We start from the raw sequence: 16,744 nt of genomic DNA on the forward strand, positions 1-16,744 counted from the left end.
TATTGTAATAAAAAATCAAACTGAAAAGCTTTAATTGCATGACAAAAGCTACAGTTTACATTTAAATTTTATTTTATATTATTGTAAGTATTACACAACTTTAAGGGGCAATTATGGCAGTTATGCCAGATAAATGGATAAGAGAAAAAGCTGAAAATTTTGGAATGATAGAGCCTTTTGTGGATCACAAAAGCAGCAAAGGTGTTATATCTTTCGGACTATCGTCTTATGGGTATGATGCAAGAGTGGATAATAAATTTAAAATTTTTACTAACGTTAATTCAGCCATCGTGGACCCTAAAAATTTCTCTGAGAATAGTTTCATAGATAAGGAAACAGACGTATGCATAATTCCACCAAATAGCTTTGTGCTTGCAAGCACAGTGGAATATTTTCGTATACCAAGAAATGTACTGGTCATTTGTGTTGGTAAATCAACTTACGCAAGGTGTGGAATTATAGTAAACGTTACTCCCTTAGAACCTGGATGGGAAGGTCATGTCACACTCGAATTCTCAAACACCACTCCACTTCCTGCAAAAATTTACGCTAATGAAGGCGCATGCCAATTCGTATTTTTAAGCGGCGAAAGTGAGTGTGAAAAATCATATGATGATATGAAAGGAAAATATATGAATCAGCATGGTATCACTTTGCCGCTGGTAAAGTGATTACTTTAGGTAAAGCAAGATTGTGCTATTGTACTGAAGATTACTAAGATGAGTTTTAACTAATTTGTCGGATTCTTGATCACCTAAAACTGCACGTGCAGAGTGGTCTTTAAATGACTCGACATAGTTTAAAAAGAATTCTGTAGAAGGATTACTTAAAGCTTCTGCAACTTCTTTTTTTTTTCTTTATCATTGGGAAGCTGATTAAATAGTTCTTCTCCCTTTTTTTGCAGCTCATTTACAAATTCCTGCTTTATAGTATTCTTATCTGCTTTTTGCAAGAAGGAAAACTCTTCAAAAATGTACAAGGAAGAGACAATACTGTTAAAGGTGCCAGTAAAACATGCACTTGAACTACGACCACCATGCACTCCGTATTCTGTTTGCGATTCTACTAAATGTCTAACCAGTTGATATTTTCTCTGTGATATGCGGGTATTAATAGCTATATTATTTGCTCTAGTTTACGCGAATTCTGGATTAAGGAAGGAAGAAAGTATAGGAAATAGAAGGTTTTGTGGATTTGATGGAATAGGAAATGAGAGTAGAAAAGATATGAACCAAAAAATTAACAGGGGATCTATGGCGAGTGTGTTCAATTTCTAGTCTATTTTTTAGGTAACCAAAAACAGTCTCAATGATAGACCTTTTTCTCAGTAAAATCTTCTCATTTAACGAAATCAATGTATTTTTCATACCTTTTTTCACCTTGGTAACAAGTTTCAAACCTCGGTCAAACAGCTTCTGAAAAAGCTCTTTTGCAATATAACCTTTGTCACCAAACAAAAGACCGATTAATTTTTCCGTCAGATTTGGCACAGGTATCCTATCATCAACATTGCCTTTTGTTAGCGTAAGTGCATGAATTTCAACATTTTCATTGATTACCATATGTAATTTGAAACCAAAAAACCAGCCGTAAGTGCTCTTGCTTAATTTTGCAATTCCAGCAAAAACTTTGTTTTTGGATATTCTTTTTGCATGACAAACTGCAATGGGAGTTGTGTCTATATATGAAATTCCAGTGTTTTCTGACTGTCCACAAAGCCAATGCAACAACATTGCTAAATGCCACAAAACCCTAGGCTTTAGAGCAACAAACCTGGTATATGAAGGTAACTTTGGAAACTCTGATTTGTAGAGCAACGTTAGGTAATGTAGATAGAAAGTTTTACACGGAGATTGTTGATATAGCAGGATTATTGTCATGATTTCGGAGTGCTCAATTTCCGTTGTTCTTGTGGGGTTTTTACCATTTGGCAGTAGTTTATCTGCAAAATTTTTCTCTATATCTCTGCAAAAATCATCGACCAAACAAAACAGTTTTGTTATATCTTCCATGGGTAACCTCATCTATTTTTTTATCACTGCTGAGTTTACCCTGTTTTCTTGCCTTTTCTATTCTCCTTTAATCCAGAATTCACGTTAGTTTGATCGTTGCAAGCCTTCCAAACTAAATTTAAAACTTGCTTCAATGTTAACCCGCTTCCACTATGTGTACCAGGGTTATTTTTTATACGCTTCAAGCACTCAAGTGCATGTTTTTTCTCATCTTCTGTAAGTTGATCTTTATCTGCAGCTTTTTGTGTGCCATTTGCTATGCACTCTAACTGATCAATAAATCCTTCTATTTCCTCTATAAACTTATCATCAACATCAGGCTCGCCATAGTTTCCTTTTAGCTTTTGAACGTTAATATTAATTGCATCATTTACATTAGTATCATGCGTTGTTTGTGGGATACGTGCTGCCTCCATAAATGCTTCAGTTCTTTGCTCTAACCATTCCGGCATTTTGCCTCCTGCAAAAAGATATAGCTTACTCAATACCTCGTCGATTAAGAAAAACACCAGGAGAGAAATAGCAAATATTCTATAAAGTACTACATATAAACCTATGATTAGCCACCTTACAGGAGCTAGCAGAATTTCTTTTGTTTGACGGTCTTTGTATGTTGTCTGGTGTATTTACTACTGCTGGCATAATTAGTTTAAGTTAGTATCAATATTTTTAATATACTATATTTTTTCTTATTTTGTCAACTCAAATTTCTACTTCCGCACTTTTTCATTGTTGCTTACAATAATTATAGCTACATCATGTGCTTTTCTTAATTAAAAACTTCAACTATTCATTGTAAGCTGTTGAATTTATTATCATAGCATCTGTCATCCCAGTGCTCAGACACTTGGATCTTTCTCAACAATTTCAAAAAAATCTATCAAAAGGAGGATTATCATGTCCACAATAATTTTATCATCAATTTTTGGTCAAGCAGGCAGCATTTTTGGTCCAATTGGCCGGATTATCGGCTCAGAACTCGGTGCTCTTCTTGGTGCGCAGCTTGATGGTGCGATGTTTAGCCTTGATGCTGAGCAGAAAGTAACGCATGGTGCGAGACTAAAAAATCTGCAAGTTCAAACCTCAACCTATGGAAGGACGATACCAATTATCTATGGCACTGCTCGCATTGCAGGGAACATTATTTGTTCACAGCCAATAAAAGAAGAGGCGATAACCACCAAAAGCAAAATTGGAAGAGGTATGAATGTTGAGTATAATTACTATGCAACGCTTGCAATTGCAATCTGCAAGGGGAAAGTAGAAAAATTAAACAGAATCTGGGCAGATACAACATCACTTAGAGCCTGTCTTCAAACTCAAGAATGAGCTAATTTGTGAAGCATAATAGTGATCATATTAAAGAAGATGTTATTTTTTGAAGTGAGAGGAGAATGCTCATAATCCTTACTCATACGTCTAAAATTGGAGAGCCAAGCAAAGGTTCTCTCAACAATCCAACGTTTGGGAATAACCTGAAATCCTGTATCAACTATTTTCTTGGTAATCGTCAATAAACATCCAGTTTCCAATAAGCAGAGGTTTTGCAATTTACCTGTGTATCCTTGATCAGCAAAAAACTTATGTAATGTTGGAGCTTTGCATTTGGCTTGAACAAAAAGATTTAGTGCACCATCAAGATCCTGAATGCTTGCACTTTGTACTTCAGCAGCAATTACAAGACCTACAGTATCTACAACGATGTGGCGCTTTCTACCCTTTACTTTCTTGCCAGCATCATATCCTCTGGATCCCCTTTTTGAGTAGTTTTTACTGATTGGCTATCTATTATTCCCACTGATGGAGTTTCATTCTTACCAATTATCTCTCTTACTTTTTTAACTAGAAAATCATGAATCTCTTGCCATATTCCACTTTTTTTCAATCGCTAATTACAACTATACACTGTTTTCCATGGTGGAAAATCTTTAGGCAGTTGTCTCCATTGACATCCTGTTCTCATCATATAGCGGATTGCGTTAATAATTGTTCTAATACTATGTTTTCTTGGTCTACCGGTCTTTTTAGGTTCAAAATATAGCTCTATTATCTTCCATTCTTTGTCACTTATATCGCTTGGGTACATTTAAAATATATCTTATAACACACTTCTTAACTCCTTTCTACTTAGTTTGAAGACAGGCTCTAAAATCATTAATATCACCAATTGTTGCAACGAAGACAGCTGCAGAAATTGCACCAATGCCTTTAATGCTGATGAGATTATTAAATCCAGGAAGCTGTTTAGCAAAAGCTATAATTTCCTTTTCAAGTTTTTTGAGACTTTCTCGAATGACTTCCAGATTACTGCTAATCACTTCAATCTCAACCTTTTCCAAGTAACTCCAATCATGTTTACCAAGAGAGCGTTCAAGTCCCGCTTTGGTTGTCAGTACTTCCTTTTTAATCTTTATTCCGTGGTAATTAAAAAGGCCATGCGTTTTATTGATTAAAGATACCCTTGACTTTACTAACTGATCTCTTGTTTTTAGAAGAGAAGCTAATTGTTGGCATTTTCTGCTTTTAAGTTTTGCTTCAGGCAACATATCTTTACTAAGAAAAAAAGCAATAGCTCTTGCATCATGCTTATCTGTTTTGTTTACAGAACGACGAATACCTTCAAACTGCAAGGGAGCAACTATTACAACGCGCTTAACGTAAGGTGACACTTCATCATAGAAGAAACAGCTATTACCTGTTGCCTCAAAAGCTACTTCATCTGTTTCTCGAAGATCTTTAATAAAATTATCTAAATCCTGTAAGCGAAGTTTTTTAATATACTCTGGTTTTTCCTGTTCTATAGCTAACCGAAATAAGGTTTCCTCAAAGGAGTGTAAAAAGGTATAATACTGCTTTAATTAAGGTAGAATGATGGCAAAGCCATATAGTGAGGACCTGAGGGAACGAGTTTTAAAAGTGGTTGACGAGAAAAAAATGACTATGGAAGAAGTAAGCAAGATGTTCAAAATTGATAGAAAAACTATATACTGGTGGAGGAAAAGAAGAGAAGAAACAGGAAGTATAAAACCGTCTTCAGGCTACCAAAAGGGACATAGTCATAAAATTAAATACTTAGATGGCTTTGTCAAATTTCTGGATGAAAACCGAGATATTACGGTTGAAAAAATAATTGAAAAATTTGGCAACATGTGCAAAGGCACAGTCTACAATTATCTTAAAAAAGTAAACTATACATATAAAAAAAACTTTTCTTTATCAGGAAAGGAATGAAGAGAAACGCAAGGAGTTCATAAAAAAAATAGAAGGAATAGAAAAAGAAAACTTGATATTCATAACGTGAATTCTGGATTAAAGGAGAATAGAAAAGGCAAGAAAACAGGGTAAACTCAGCAGTGATAAAAAAATAGATGAGGTTACCCATGGAAGATATAACAAAACTGTTTTGTTTGGTCGATGATTTTTGCAGAGATATAGAGAAAAATTTTGCAGATAAACTACTGCCAAATGGTAAAAACCCCACAAGAACAACGGAAATTGAGCACTCCGAAATCATGACAATAATCCTGCTATATCAACAATCTCCGTGTAAAACTTTCTATCTACATTACCTAACGTTGCTCTACAAATCAGAGTTTCCAAAGTTACCTTCATATACCAGGTTTGTTGCTCTAAAGCCTAGGGTTTTGTGGCATTTAGCAATGTTGTTGCATTGGCTTTGTGGACAGTCAGAAAACACTGGAATTTCATATATAGACACAACTCCCATTGCAGTTTGTCATGCAAAAAGAATATCCAAAAACAAAGTTTTTGCTGGAATTGCAAAATTAAGCAAGAGCACTTACGGCTGGTTTTTTGGTTTCAAATTACATATGGTAATCAATGAAAATGTTGAAATTCATGCACTTACGCTAACAAAAGGCAATGTTGATGATAGGATACCTGTGCCAAATCTGACGGAAAAATTAATCGGTCTTTTGTTTGGTGACAAAGGTTATATTGCAAAAGAGCTTTTTCAGAAGCTGTTTGACCGAGGTTTGAAACTTGTTACCAAGGTGAAAAAAGGTATGAAAAATACATTGATTTCGTTAAATGAGAAGATTTTACTGAGAAAAAGGTCTATCATTGAGACTGTTTTTGGTTACCTAAAAAATAGACTAGAAATTGAACACACTCGCCATAGATCCCCTGTTAATTTTTTGGTTCATATCTTTTCTACTCTCATTTCCTATTCCATCAAATCCACAAAGCCTTCTATTTCCTATACTTTCTTCCTCCTTAATCCAGAATTCGCGTTTGTAATAGTATTACGTTTTGGTAAGCTGTTAGGAATTATCGATTCAAATTCAGCATTAATCGGAAAAGAGATAGTGAAATTCCAGAGTGCTGAACTTATAGATAAAAATAAATATAAGCTTAGCAACCTAATTAGAGGGCAAGAGGGCACCAAAGAGTATCAGCACACCGCAGGTGAAAAATTTGTTCTACTTGATGATTCAATAATATCTTTCGAAGTGCAAAGGGGGAAAAAGTTTTTCCTTAAAGCGGTCACTTACGGTGATTCATTGGATAACACGGAAGCAAAGGTCCTGAACAATTGATGCTCAGTATTTAAACTTAAACCTGAATAATTGAAGATAAGACATTGAAATTCAGGCTTTTCATGATTTTAGCTTAAGATTCCAGTGTCCGCTACTCGAATGACATCGTTTACTATGTAACATTGTACTTATACTAATGAAAAAAATATATTATAATCAAGTATATTTAATCCAGTAAATCATTAAGTGAAAACAGCTCTTTCGCAAAATATCATCTCTCTTATTATGATATTGTCTGTAGCAATTGTCGATATGGCAACTGATTTGTACTCAGTTGCACTACCAAGCATTGCCAATTATTTTAAAGTAGAAGGCAGTATAGTGCAGCTTACAATTAGCTTGAATCTAGTTGGATTTGCGGTATCTGGATTAATTTATGGTCCATTATCGGACCATTATGGTAGGCGTCCAATGATGCTGATTGGTATGACAATTTTTACTTTGGCAAGTGTCATGTGTTATATAGCCGACAGTATTGCGCTCTTGATACTAATTCGCTTCATACAAGGGACAGGGGCTGGTGTTGCAGGTGTTGTTGGGTATGCAGCAATAAGGGATATGTACTCGGGTAGTGAATACTCGAGAGTAATTTCAAAGTTAAATATGGTAGTGGCACTCTCACCTGGAATAGCTCCAGTGGTGGGCAGTTATATAATTTCACATGGGTATAGTTGGAAATTTTTGTTTTTTATTATATCACTTGTGGCAATTGCTATGCTTATTTTTATTTACTTTAAGTTACAAGAAACACTCACTGTGAATAAAAATGAAACCAGTATAACTACTAATATCTGTAAGCAATACATATCAATATTTATAAATTATCGTTTCCTTGGGTTTTCAGCCATTCATGGATTAACTTTCATGTGGCTTTGGGCATATGTTGCTAACTACCCGTTCATATTTGAATCAATGGGCATTGAAGTACAGTATTTTGGCTACCTCATATCGATCATAGTCATATTTTACATAGTTGGAACTTTAATTAATAGAAGGTATGTACCAAAAGTAGGGGTGAGCAAAATGCTAATAATAGGTTTGGTGTTACCGATAATATCCGATAGTTTATTGGTATATTTTTATTTCGCGGACAAGTTAAATATATTAATTCTTCAAGTTGCCTGGATTCCAGCCAATATTGGGCTTGCATTAGTAATCAGCAATAACGTAACTTCTGCTTTAGAAACGATCAAAGGTATAGGGCTTGGTAGTGCAGTCCTCTCATTCTGCAATATGATGTTTGGGGCTATTGGAATATATATAGTAGGAAAATTTTTTCGCTATGGCATTTTACCAAATTTACTATTAACAATAATATGCTCTACAATTGCGATTCTTATGTACAGCCTGCTCAAATATACTGAAAAACACGGGCATTATTTGCGTGATCCAGGAACATAAAGGTCATAGATTATTAACGGCTTTGCCGTGATAATATAATTTTACAGGAGGTGTGGGATGAGTGATAATTTAATTGTAAGTATTACAGAAAAAGAAATACCCTATGATAAAAGTAAATATTTTTCTGATAGCCAAATATTAAACCATGATTACCAAGATAAACTAACTAACATTTTTATAAACTCTCATTGCTATCTAAATGGGGGTGAAAGAACGAGATTAGCTAACAATATTGATCAGGTTAGAAAAATCTTCTCGGAACACACTGACAATAATATCAGTAGTGTGTGGATCGGTGTTTTTGATATTGGAAAGCTTGATATTGACAAGTTCAAAAAAAGAGAAATAAAATCCAGTAAAGAGACGTACTGGAAGAACAGTATTCATGTAAGATTTGGAGACGTTCAAGATAAAGTATTAGTTTACTCATGGCTTGATATCAATCAGTTTAACCAAGATAAATGGAATAATCTCTTATCACAACTTGAGGGAGATTATAAAATAAATTTCATAGGAACTGGACCACTTACATTTAAATATAAAGACTTTAATTATCGTGTATACCCTCCACTCTTTGGCTCTTCGGATGATGAGAAATCTTTCCTTAACAACACTGAAGTTTTTAGCTTTTCACAAACAGAAATAAGTCAGATTATAGAAGATATCAAAGAATCTCATCAATCAATAGAAAAGAAAATTATTGATCATTACCAATCATTAGGAAAAGATTTTGCTGAAAATAACAAAGGTTATATAGAGATAAAGGCTGATATCGGTGAAAACAATGTAAAGAATTTTACTGATGTATCCTACACTAACAGATCCGACGATATTTACAATGAACCGATAAAAGAAGCATTTGTTAAAGATGATGTAGGGGGAATTTGTTACATTCATATGTTTATGAGAACAAAGAAGCTGTTATGAAATATATGTTTAACTTGCACATTTATAATGATGATAGTATTAATGCAGTAAACGCAAATGGCAAGACTCCTTTACATTTAGCTGCAAAATATGGCAGAGGAGCTATGGTGGAAATGCTATTAAATAAAGAGGCGAAGGTTGATATAGCAGATAATCGTGGTAGGACTCCTTTACATTTGGCTGCTCAAAATAACAACAAAGAAATAGTAGACGTTCTAAGAGCCTATCTTCAAACTCAAGAATGAGCTAATTTGTGAAGCATAATAGTGATCATATTAAAGAAGATGTTATTTTTTGAAGTGAGAGGAGAATGCTCATAATCCTTACTCATACGTCTAAAATTGGAGAGCCAAGCAAAGGTTCTCTCAACAATCCAACGTTTGGGAATAACCTGAAATCCTGTATCAACTATTTTCTTGGTAATCGTCAATAAACATCCAGTTTCCAATAAGCAGAGGTTTTGCAATTTACCTGTGTATCCTTGATCAGCAAAAAACTTATGTAATGTTGGAGCTTTGCATTTGGCTTGAACAAAAAGATTTAGTGCACCATCAAGATCCTGAATGCTTGCACTTTGTACTTCAGCAGCAATTACAAGACCTACAGTATCTACAACGATGTGGCGCTTTCTACCCTTTACTTTCTTGCCAGCATCATATCCTCTGGATCCCCTTTTTGAGTAGTTTTTACTGATTGGCTATCTATTATTCCCACTGATGGAGTTTCATTCTTACCAATTATCTCTCTTACTTTTTTAACTAGAAAATCATGAATCTCTTGCCATATTCCACTTTTTTTCAATCGCTAATTACAACTATACACTGTTTTCCATGGTGGAAAATCTTTAGGCAGTTGTCTCCATTGACATCCTGTTCTCATCACATAGCGGATTGCGTTAATAATTGTTCTAATAACGTGAATTCTGGATTAAAGGAGAATAGAAAAGGCAAGAAAACAGGGTAAACTCAGCAGTGATAAAAAAATAGATGAGGTTACCCATGGAAGATATAACAAAACTGTTTTGTTTGGTCGATGATTTTTGCAGAGATATAGAGAAAAATTTTGCAGATAAACTACTGCCAAATGGTAAAAACCCCACAAGAACAACGGAAATTGAGCACTCCGAAATCATGACAATAATCCTGCTATATCAACAATCTCCGTGTAAAACTTTCTATCTACATTACCTAACGTTGCTCTACAAATCAGAGTTTCCAAAGTTACCTTCATATACCAGGTTTGTTGCTCTAAAGCCTAGGGTTTTGTGGCATTTAGCAATGTTGTTGCATTGGCTTTGTGGACAGTCAGAAAACACTGGAATTTCATATATAGACACAACTCCCATTGCAGTTTGTCATGCAAAAAGAATATCCAAAAACAAAGTTTTTGCTGGAATTGCAAAATTAAGCAAGAGCACTTAGAGCCTGTCTTCAAACTAAGTAGAAAGGAGTTAAGAAGTGTGTTATAAGATATATTTTAAATGTACCCAAGCGATATAAGTGACAAAGAATGGAAGATAATAGAGCTATATTTTGAACCTAAAAAGACCGGTAGACCAAGAAAACATAGTATTAGAACAATTATTAACGCAATCCGCTATATGATGAGAACAGGATGTCAATGGAGACAACTGCCTAAAGATTTTCCACCATGGAAAACAGTGTATAGTTGTAATTAGCGATTGAAAAAAAGTGGAATATGGCAAGAGATTCATGATTTTCTAGTTAAAAAAGTAAGAGAGATAATTGGTAAGAATGAAACTCCATCAGTGGGAATAATAGATAGCCAATCAGTAAAAACTACTCAAAAAGGGGATCCAGAGGATATGATGCTGGCAAGAAAGTAAAGGGTAGAAAGCGCCACATCGTTGTAGATACTGTAGGTCTTGTAATTGCTGCTGAAGTACAAAGTGCAAGCATTCAGGATCGTGATGGTGCACCAAATCTTTTTGTTCAAGCCAAATGCAAAGCTCCAACATTACATAAGTTTTTTGCTGATCAAGGATACACAGGTAAATTGCAAAACCTCTGCTTATTGGAAACTGGATGTTTATTGACGATTACCAAGAAAATAGTTGATACAGGATTTCAGGTTATTCCCAAACGTTGGATTGTTGAGAGAACCTTTGCTTGGCTCTCCAATTTTAGACGTATGAGTAAGGATTATGAGCATTCTCCTCTCACTTCAAAAAATAACATCTTCTTTAATATGATCACTATTATGCTTCACAAATTAGCTCATTCTTGAGTTTGAAGACAGGCTCTTAGCATAGATCCCGCTAACAAGTAGCGGGATGACGATTGTCGTTTAGCCATAAATATTTAAGAAATTTACTAAATGGAAAAAAAGGCAAAAGAAGCCCCTTGGTTGGCTAGTTACTTACATTATACTTTCAAGTATGGCGTTTTTTTATTCTAAACGTTTAATAACCGCGATTCAGCTGCTTTTAAATGCAACTAATCTAAATTATAAAAATTAAGAAATTTACTAAACAGAAAAAAAGGCAAAAGAAACCCTAGGGTAGCTAGTTATTCACTATCCATTTTTTAAGTTGGCGTTTTTTTATGTTTTAAACGCTTTATAAGCGCGTTTCAGCTTATGTAGGTAGAAATTTTATAAAGACATAAGGTGCACATAGTGCAAAAAATTAAACATGATACGCCAGATACGTGAGTTTTTTTGTCATTTAACCTGCACAGATGAAGATAACTGAATACCTTCACTGTTATGGTAAGGGGGCTGGAGAAGCTTGTCAAGTAGTTTCTATTGAATATATACAGTGGAATGATAAAATTCACACACACATTTTACTACATGATCGGCGTTGATATTAAAATGCTTATAGAGTGCTTTATAAGGTGCTGATTCTCCGAAGCTTTTCATGCCAATAAATATACCGTTTGAACCTATATATTTATGCCAACCCATTTCACTTCCAGCTTCAATTGCAACTTTGATGCTGTCATTATTTAATATCGCCGCTTTATATTCATCACTTTGCTCATCAAAAAGCCTCCAGCATGGCATAGAAACAACCCTTGTACCTATACCCTTTTCCTGCAATTTCTCCCTTGCTTCAACTGCAATTTCAACCTCGGACCCCGTAGCAAATATTGTCACTTTTAATTCTTTTGAACATTCACACAAAATATATGCACCAAACTTCGATAGATTAGCAGATTGATCGATATCAAAATAGAATTTGCGCATGTAATTGACATTTTGCCTTGAGAGCGCAAACAGTGCAGGTGACTCTTTTTTTTCGAGTGCAATGCTAACACACTCTAGAGTTTCAACTGCATCGGCTGGCCTAAAAACATATAGATTTGGTATAGCACGCAAAGAAGCTAAATGCTCTATTGGTTGGTGAGTTGGGCCATCTTCTCCCACTCCAATTGAGTCATGAGTCATCACATAGATAACCTGCTGTTTCATCAGAGCTGAAAGACGTATAGCAGGACGACAGTAGTCGGAAAATACCAAAAAAGTGCCACTATAAGGAAGAATCGCGCCTTGAAGAGCCATACCATTCATACATGCTGCCATAGCGTGCTCTCTCACTCCATAGTGGACATAAGAACCACTATAATTATTACTATCTATTACCTGCATGTGCTCATATTTAGTGCAATTTGACCCAGTAAGATCAGCAGAACCGCCGATTAATTCCGGCATATGTTGTGTTAAAAGTTCCATTACCATGCCGAAAGAAGAACGTGTAGCTTCATTTGGCATTAGCTCACATATTTGTTTCTTCAGGTCAGCTAAAACACCAGCGATATTATCTGGCAAACGCTTATTGAGTCTTCTTTGAAGTTCTTTATTTCCACTAGATTCCAGTGTCAAGCACTGGAATGACAATGAATTGTAATTTTGTTTTGCTCTCTCAACAGTTTTCTTCCAGGCGTTTTTCACATCTTCTGGTACATGAAATGGTTCATAATTCCAGTTTAATTTCTCTCTCATCTGTTTGATGTCTTCCTCCGAAAAAGCACCACTGTGAGCAGAGGATGTGCCAGCACGGCTTGAAAATTTTCCGATAATGGTTTTGCAACAGATTAGTGTAGGTTTATCAGACTTTTGCGCCTGCTCTATTGCAATGGATATGGCATCAAAATCATGGCCATCAATTTTGTCAACATTCCATCCATACGCTAAGAAGCGTTTCTCTACATCATCAGAGCAGGAAAGGCAAGTAGCGCCATCTATAGAGATATCATTATCATCAAAAAGGGCTATTAATTTATTCAATTTAAGATGCCCAGCAAGTGATGCTGCTTCATGGCTTATTCCTTCCATAAGGCAGCCATCCCCTAGCATTACGTAAGTGTAGTGATTGATTCTGAATTGCTTTTTAAGGATTGATTCAGCAAGTGCCATGCCAACAGCAGCGGCAAACCCCTGACCGAGTGGGCCTGTTGTTGCCTCTACCCCGGAAGTCAAGCCAAACTCTGGATGACCTGGGGTCTTGGATCCCATTTGCCTAAAGTTTTTTAGCTCATCTATGCTAGTATAACCTGTCAAATGTAATATTGAGTATAGTAACATTGACCCATGACCGTTTGATAAAACAAAGCGATCTCTATTGAACCATTTAGAATCATCAGGATTATGATTCAGGTATTTAGCAAACAAAACAGTTGCAACATCTGCCATGCCAAGTGGCATACCTGGGTGTCCAGAGTTTGCTTTTTGTACTGCATCAATTGATAAAAAACGGATGGCGTTTGCCATAGATTCCAAAGGTAGATGATTCATAGAAAAACTTAAAAATAAAGTATAAAAGATTATACCAGCAAAAACAAGTTGACACTGAGTGCTAAAATCCTTAATAATCTAAAGTTAAATCGTGAGAGTTTTTATATGACAACTGTTATCACTAGAAAGTATAGGATTAGCCGTAGACTTGGTGTAAATTTATGGAGTAGAGCTAAAGACCCAGTAAACAAAAGGAAATACCCTCCAGGTCAGCATGGTATTCTTGGATTCAAGAAGTTATCCGACTTTGGTAAGCAGTTTGCTGCGCATAAGAAATTTAAGTTTTACTATGCGATTTCAAGTAAGCAGCTCAGACGTACATTTTTAGATGCTTATAACAGAAGGGGTTATACGGCTGATAATTTTATCGGTATTTTAGAATCAAGGCTCAGTTCTGTTTTATACCACTCTAGTCTTGTGCCAACAATTTATGCAGCGAAGCAGCTCATATCTCATAAGCACGTTACAGTTAATGATAAGGTGGTCAACATATCGAGTTATCGAGTGAAACCAGGTGATATAATAAAAATAAGAGAAAGGGCAGCAAAAATCCCTGTAGTAGTAGAGGCTGAACAAAAACAAGAGCGCAAGGCTCCGGATTATTTAGAGACAGATAGTAAAGAGCATTCAGTGAAATATTTGAGGTCACCTCAATATTCTGAGGTTCCTTATTCAGCAGACATGGAAGTCAATTTAGTAGTAGAGTTTTACTCTAGATAGATAAAAAAAAGCCCGTGTGGCGGAATCGGTAGACGCAGCGGACTTAAAATCCGTGGGTTTTGCGACCTTGGGAGTTCAAGTCTCCCCATGGGCACCAATTTAACTTAGCAGATAAATACAAAAAAGTATGAAATGGCTTGATATAGAAGATATTGTAGAAGCTCTAGAGGAAAAATTTCCAGATGAGAATATAATTAATATCAGATTCACTGAGCTTAAAAAAAAGGTTTTGAGTTTAGAGGAATTTGATGATGATGAAAAACGCTGTAATGAAAAAATACTCGAAGCTATTCAAGCAGCTTGGATTGAGGAAAGATTGACCACATAGCAATAAACCATACGCAAATGTGATTTCTATTGCAGTTTGCATATTGATTATGCTATTTTTTGGATCTAGCCTGGCAAGTTAATAATAATTTAACCAATTACAATTAAAACAGCTATAAGGTTAATTATGAGGCAAAGATGGCAGCACAAAAATTTTTGGATGGAACGTGATTACGACTTGCCTGACAAGTGCTACGTTGAGATAAATTTTACATAAAAATACTGCTTTTTACGGTGTGAGGCCAGAGGGTAGAGTCTTTGTAAAGCAGTTAGAAGGTTGTCATCTAAGTAGCGTGACATGGCCGCGAACACGCCGCGGAATGACGACTATGCGGTATGCGTTGCGGAGTGACGATTATGTATTTGTCGTCATACCGTCACGGTATCTCACAAACATGTAGCAGTAACGACAAAATCTCAAGTTAATGTATACTTTTATATTATCTACCTACTAAAAAAAACAGAAAAATGCTCAAACGTAGCGGTCCAAAAAAATTAAAGTCTATAATTGAAAATTACGCATTAAAATGCATGAAAAATAAGATTAGCAAAAATGAAATACGTCTGATTTTAAACTGGCGAAATATAGTAGGGAAAGAAATAGCAGAGTGTACAAAACCGAAAAAGATCTCATATGCACAGAATGTAAATTCTGGTGTATTGCATCTAGTAGTAACAAATGGCAGTAAAGCATTAGAAATTCAGCATATGATTTCTCTTATAATAGAAAAAATTACGATATTTTTTGGCTACAAAGCAGTATATGGTATAAAAATTAAGCAAGAGAGTATTGACTATTTGACTATATAAGGTAATCTAAGTACATAGAATAATTTGGTATATTGAAGTGAGTAGAGTTTGTGAATTAACAAATAGAAAAAAATCTTTTGGTAATAAGGTATCACATTCGAATCGTAAAACAAAGCGTACCTTTCTTTTAAATTTACATAAGGTTACGTTGACAAGTGATATATTGAATAAAAAGTTTAGATTTCGTGTGGCAACAAGAACTTTGAGAACTATAGATTACAAAGGTGATTTAGATGCTTTTTTGCTCAACACAAGAACGATTAAACTAAGTGAAAAAGCGCAGAAGATAAAAAGAAGGTTGAAAAAAGTTTTAGTAAAGCAAGAGGTAGAGTTAGCCGTTTCAGATGCATAGCAAACCTCAATGGCTCAGAGCAAAAGCTCCTACCGGTGAAGTATTCAATGAAACTTTAAACATCGTTAAACTGCATAACTTACATACGGTATGTGAAGAAGCTGCATGTCCAAATATTGGTGAATGTTGGAATAAACGTCATGCTACTGTGATGATTCTTGGTTCTGTTTGCACTCGTGCTTGTGCATTTTGCAACGTTGCAACTGGCATTCCTGATAAACTAGACCCTCATGAGCCAGAAAATTTAGCAAAAGCGATAAAAAAGTTAAACTTAAAACATGTTGTCATTACTTCTGTTGATCGTGATGATTTACCAGATGGTGGCGCAAATCAGTTTATACAGTGCATAGAAGAAATTAGAAAGATAACTTCAGAAACAACAATAGAGATTTTAACTCCTGATTTTTTAAATAAGAAAGGAGCATTTGAAGCAATTGCTGTTGCATCACCTGATGTCTATAACCACAATGTTGAAACAGTGCCGAGATTGTATGCAAAAATAAGACCACGAGCTCGCTATTTTCATTCACTATATTTGTTGAAGATGGTAAAGCAGATTAATCCTAAAGTTTTCACAAAGTCAGGGCTTATGGTTGGTCTTGGAGAAACAAAAGAGGAAATACTTCAGGTTATGGACGATTTGCGCAGTGCTGAGGTTGATTTTATTACAATTGGTCAATATCTACAACCAACTCCAAAACATGCAAAACTTGATAGGTATGTTACCCCAGAGGAATTTGAGCATTATAAATACGTTGCTTACTCCAAAGGTTTCTTAGTGGTTGCATCAAGCCCACTAACTCGGTCATCATACCACGCTGAAGAAGATTTTAACAGGCTCAAGGCCTGTCGTTATGTTAATTCAAATTAATTTTTAC

General features: G+C 35.3%; 24 protein-coding genes, 1 tRNA gene and 3 pseudogenes. 17 read left to right on the forward strand and 11 right to left on the reverse strand.

Annotated elements, in window-relative coordinates; genetic code table 11:
* The first annotated feature begins 113 nt into the window (after window positions 1-113).
* Window positions 114-671 (forward strand): dCTP deaminase, encoded by a 558-nt coding sequence (dcd, locus tag ACFELZ_RS05490; RefSeq protein WP_064125494.1) that lies wholly within the window; start codon window positions 114-116, stop codon window positions 669-671.
* A 155-nt stretch (window positions 672-826) separates the two neighbouring features.
* Here dcd and ACFELZ_RS05495 read toward each other — a convergent pair whose 3' ends face one another.
* The 3 genes from ACFELZ_RS05495 to ACFELZ_RS05505 form a co-directional block, all read right to left on the reverse strand.
* Window positions 827-952, reverse strand: coding sequence for a hypothetical protein (locus ACFELZ_RS05495; RefSeq protein WP_375315871.1), 126 nt, complete (start codon window positions 950-952; stop codon window positions 827-829).
* Between the two features lie 199 nt (window positions 953-1,151).
* Window positions 1,152-2,012: an IS982 family transposase gene (locus ACFELZ_RS05500; RefSeq protein WP_375315786.1), complete on the reverse strand. Its 861-nt coding sequence runs from the start codon at window positions 2,010-2,012 to the stop codon at window positions 1,152-1,154.
* Between the two features lie 35 nt (window positions 2,013-2,047).
* Complete coding sequence (locus tag ACFELZ_RS05505; protein ID WP_375315872.1) at window positions 2,048-2,497, reverse strand: hypothetical protein; 450 nt, start codon at window positions 2,495-2,497, stop codon at window positions 2,048-2,050.
* A gap of 412 nt (window positions 2,498-2,909) precedes the next feature.
* Between ACFELZ_RS05505 and ACFELZ_RS05510 the strand changes: the two genes are divergently transcribed.
* Complete coding sequence (locus ACFELZ_RS05510) at window positions 2,910-3,341, forward strand: hypothetical protein (RefSeq protein ID WP_375315873.1); 432 nt, start codon at window positions 2,910-2,912, stop codon at window positions 3,339-3,341.
* On the opposite strand, the gene ACFELZ_RS05515 is transcribed toward ACFELZ_RS05510, so the two are convergent.
* From ACFELZ_RS05515 to ACFELZ_RS05530, 4 genes and pseudogenes are all read right to left on the reverse strand, one after another.
* A complete protein-coding gene (locus ACFELZ_RS05515; protein ID WP_375316627.1) occupies window positions 3,332-3,790 on the reverse strand; it encodes a transposase in 459 nt (152 codons plus the stop codon). The genes ACFELZ_RS05510 and ACFELZ_RS05515 overlap by 10 nt on opposite strands.
* Window positions 3,733-3,897, reverse strand: a complete 165-nt coding sequence (locus ACFELZ_RS05520; protein ID WP_375315781.1) for a hypothetical protein — start codon at window positions 3,895-3,897, stop codon at window positions 3,733-3,735. The genes ACFELZ_RS05515 and ACFELZ_RS05520 overlap by 58 nt, the downstream gene beginning before the upstream one ends.
* Window positions 3,898-3,900: 3 nt before the next feature.
* Complete coding sequence (locus ACFELZ_RS05525) at window positions 3,901-4,098, reverse strand: transposase (protein WP_375315805.1); 198 nt, start codon at window positions 4,096-4,098, stop codon at window positions 3,901-3,903.
* Window positions 4,099-4,159: 61 nt separating this feature from the next.
* A pseudogene (locus ACFELZ_RS05530) lies at window positions 4,160-4,813 on the reverse strand (IS110 family transposase); the annotation flags it as partial.
* Between the two features lie 67 nt (window positions 4,814-4,880).
* Here ACFELZ_RS05530 and ACFELZ_RS05535 point away from each other — a divergent pair.
* From ACFELZ_RS05535 to ACFELZ_RS05555, 5 genes and pseudogenes are all read left to right on the forward strand, one after another.
* Window positions 4,881-5,243, forward strand: a complete 363-nt coding sequence (locus ACFELZ_RS05535; protein ID WP_375315796.1) for a helix-turn-helix domain-containing protein — start codon at window positions 4,881-4,883, stop codon at window positions 5,241-5,243.
* A 149-nt stretch (window positions 5,244-5,392) separates the two neighbouring features.
* A pseudogene (locus ACFELZ_RS05540) lies at window positions 5,393-6,247 on the forward strand (IS982 family transposase); the annotation flags it as partial.
* A 549-nt stretch (window positions 6,248-6,796) separates the two neighbouring features.
* Window positions 6,797-7,972, forward strand: coding sequence for a multidrug effflux MFS transporter (locus tag ACFELZ_RS05545; RefSeq protein ID WP_375316675.1), 1,176 nt, complete (start codon window positions 6,797-6,799; stop codon window positions 7,970-7,972).
* Window positions 7,973-8,029: 57 nt separating this feature from the next.
* On the forward strand, window positions 8,030-8,899 hold the full coding sequence (locus tag ACFELZ_RS05550) for a hypothetical protein (RefSeq protein WP_375315874.1): 870 nt from the start codon (window positions 8,030-8,032) through the stop codon (window positions 8,897-8,899).
* Window positions 8,857-9,144, forward strand: a complete 288-nt coding sequence (locus tag ACFELZ_RS05555) for an ankyrin repeat domain-containing protein (RefSeq protein WP_375315875.1) — start codon at window positions 8,857-8,859, stop codon at window positions 9,142-9,144. Before ACFELZ_RS05550 ends, ACFELZ_RS05555 begins: the two co-directional genes overlap by 43 nt.
* Here the strand turns inward: ACFELZ_RS05555 and ACFELZ_RS05560 are convergent.
* The 3 genes from ACFELZ_RS05560 to ACFELZ_RS05570 are packed head-to-tail and all read right to left on the reverse strand — an operon-like array spanning window position 9,135 to window position 9,778.
* Complete coding sequence (locus tag ACFELZ_RS05560; RefSeq protein WP_375316627.1) at window positions 9,135-9,593, reverse strand: transposase; 459 nt, start codon at window positions 9,591-9,593, stop codon at window positions 9,135-9,137. The two genes, ACFELZ_RS05555 and ACFELZ_RS05560, sit on opposite strands and share 10 nt — an antisense overlap.
* Window positions 9,536-9,700 carry a hypothetical protein gene (locus ACFELZ_RS05565; RefSeq protein WP_375315781.1) on the reverse strand — a complete coding sequence of 55 codons (165 nt, stop codon included), beginning with the start codon at window positions 9,698-9,700 and terminating at the stop codon, window positions 9,536-9,538. Before ACFELZ_RS05565 ends, ACFELZ_RS05560 begins: the two co-directional genes overlap by 58 nt.
* A gap of 3 nt (window positions 9,701-9,703) precedes the next feature.
* A complete protein-coding gene (locus tag ACFELZ_RS05570) occupies window positions 9,704-9,778 on the reverse strand; it encodes a transposase (RefSeq protein WP_375316676.1) in 75 nt (24 codons plus the stop codon).
* Between the two features lie 119 nt (window positions 9,779-9,897).
* Here ACFELZ_RS05570 and ACFELZ_RS05575 point away from each other — a divergent pair.
* The 4 genes and pseudogenes from ACFELZ_RS05575 to ACFELZ_RS05590 all read left to right on the forward strand — a co-directional run.
* Window positions 9,898-10,317, forward strand: a pseudogene (locus ACFELZ_RS05575) (transposase); the annotation flags it as partial.
* 62 nt (window positions 10,318-10,379) lie between these two features.
* The gene (locus ACFELZ_RS05580; protein ID WP_375315805.1) at window positions 10,380-10,577 is read left to right on the forward strand and encodes a transposase; all 198 of its coding nucleotides are present in this window, start codon (window positions 10,380-10,382) and stop codon (window positions 10,575-10,577) included.
* Window positions 10,578-10,580: 3 nt separating this feature from the next.
* Window positions 10,581-10,745: a hypothetical protein gene (locus ACFELZ_RS05585; protein WP_375315781.1), complete on the forward strand. Its 165-nt coding sequence runs from the start codon at window positions 10,581-10,583 to the stop codon at window positions 10,743-10,745.
* Between the two features lie 17 nt (window positions 10,746-10,762).
* Window positions 10,763-11,146, forward strand: coding sequence for a transposase (locus ACFELZ_RS05590; protein WP_375316665.1), 384 nt, complete (start codon window positions 10,763-10,765; stop codon window positions 11,144-11,146).
* Between the two features lie 516 nt (window positions 11,147-11,662).
* Here the strand turns inward: ACFELZ_RS05590 and tkt are convergent.
* A complete protein-coding gene (gene tkt, locus ACFELZ_RS05595; protein ID WP_375315876.1) occupies window positions 11,663-13,657 on the reverse strand; it encodes a transketolase in 1,995 nt (664 codons plus the stop codon).
* A 105-nt stretch (window positions 13,658-13,762) separates the two neighbouring features.
* Here tkt and rpsD point away from each other — a divergent pair, with 105 nt between their 5' ends.
* The 6 genes from rpsD (at window position 13,763) to lipA (ending at window position 16,737) form a co-directional block, all read left to right on the forward strand.
* Window positions 13,763-14,377 (forward strand): 30S ribosomal protein S4, encoded by a 615-nt coding sequence (gene rpsD / locus ACFELZ_RS05600; RefSeq protein WP_375316677.1) that lies wholly within the window; start codon window positions 13,763-13,765, stop codon window positions 14,375-14,377.
* A 10-nt stretch (window positions 14,378-14,387) separates the two neighbouring features.
* Window positions 14,388-14,474, forward strand: a tRNA-Leu gene (locus ACFELZ_RS05605).
* A gap of 30 nt (window positions 14,475-14,504) precedes the next feature.
* On the forward strand, window positions 14,505-14,705 hold the full coding sequence (gene iscX / locus ACFELZ_RS05610) for a Fe-S cluster assembly protein IscX (RefSeq protein ID WP_064125440.1): 201 nt from the start codon (window positions 14,505-14,507) through the stop codon (window positions 14,703-14,705).
* A gap of 467 nt (window positions 14,706-15,172) precedes the next feature.
* Entirely contained in the window at window positions 15,173-15,514 is a 342-nt protein-coding gene (locus tag ACFELZ_RS05615) for a DUF721 domain-containing protein (RefSeq protein ID WP_182182927.1), read from the forward strand.
* Window positions 15,515-15,551: 37 nt separating this feature from the next.
* The gene (gene rpmB / locus ACFELZ_RS05620) at window positions 15,552-15,866 is read left to right on the forward strand and encodes a 50S ribosomal protein L28 (RefSeq protein WP_006279619.1); all 315 of its coding nucleotides are present in this window, start codon (window positions 15,552-15,554) and stop codon (window positions 15,864-15,866) included.
* Window positions 15,859-16,737 (forward strand): lipoyl synthase, encoded by an 879-nt coding sequence (gene lipA / locus ACFELZ_RS05625; protein ID WP_375315877.1) that lies wholly within the window; start codon window positions 15,859-15,861, stop codon window positions 16,735-16,737. The genes rpmB and lipA overlap by 8 nt, the downstream gene beginning before the upstream one ends.
* The last annotated feature ends 7 nt before the right edge of the window (window positions 16,738-16,744 follow it).

It is taken from the genome of Wolbachia endosymbiont (group A) of Colletes cunicularius (genome assembly GCF_964264715.1).
GTDB lineage: Bacteria > Pseudomonadota > Alphaproteobacteria > Rickettsiales > Anaplasmataceae > Wolbachia.

Excerpts from the sequence above, each read along its gene's own strand:
- tkt (WP_375315876.1), bottom strand. The coding sequence starts at position 13,657 with ATGAATCATCTACCTTTGGAATCTATGGCAAACGCCATCCGTTTTTTA.
- ACFELZ_RS05500 (WP_375315786.1), bottom strand. The coding sequence starts at position 2,012 with ATGGAAGATATAACAAAACTGTTTTGTTTGGTCGATGATTTTTGCAGA.
- ACFELZ_RS05545 (WP_375316675.1), top strand. The coding sequence starts at position 6,797 with ATGATATTGTCTGTAGCAATTGTCGATATGGCAACTGATTTGTACTCA.
- ACFELZ_RS05525 (WP_375315805.1), bottom strand. The coding sequence starts at position 4,098 with ATGTACCCAAGCGATATAAGTGACAAAGAATGGAAGATAATAGAGCTA.
- ACFELZ_RS05580 (WP_375315805.1), top strand. The coding sequence starts at position 10,380 with ATGTACCCAAGCGATATAAGTGACAAAGAATGGAAGATAATAGAGCTA.
- lipA (WP_375315877.1), top strand. The coding sequence starts at position 15,859 with ATGCATAGCAAACCTCAATGGCTCAGAGCAAAAGCTCCTACCGGTGAA.
- dcd (WP_064125494.1), top strand. The coding sequence starts at position 114 with ATGGCAGTTATGCCAGATAAATGGATAAGAGAAAAAGCTGAAAATTTT.
- rpsD (WP_375316677.1), top strand. The coding sequence starts at position 13,763 with ATGACAACTGTTATCACTAGAAAGTATAGGATTAGCCGTAGACTTGGT.
- ACFELZ_RS05535 (WP_375315796.1), top strand. The coding sequence starts at position 4,881 with ATGATGGCAAAGCCATATAGTGAGGACCTGAGGGAACGAGTTTTAAAA.
- ACFELZ_RS05615 (WP_182182927.1), top strand. The coding sequence starts at position 15,173 with ATGCTCAAACGTAGCGGTCCAAAAAAATTAAAGTCTATAATTGAAAAT.
- ACFELZ_RS05550 (WP_375315874.1), top strand. The coding sequence starts at position 8,030 with ATGAGTGATAATTTAATTGTAAGTATTACAGAAAAAGAAATACCCTAT.
- ACFELZ_RS05510 (WP_375315873.1), top strand. The coding sequence starts at position 2,910 with ATGTCCACAATAATTTTATCATCAATTTTTGGTCAAGCAGGCAGCATT.
- iscX (WP_064125440.1), top strand. The coding sequence starts at position 14,505 with ATGAAATGGCTTGATATAGAAGATATTGTAGAAGCTCTAGAGGAAAAA.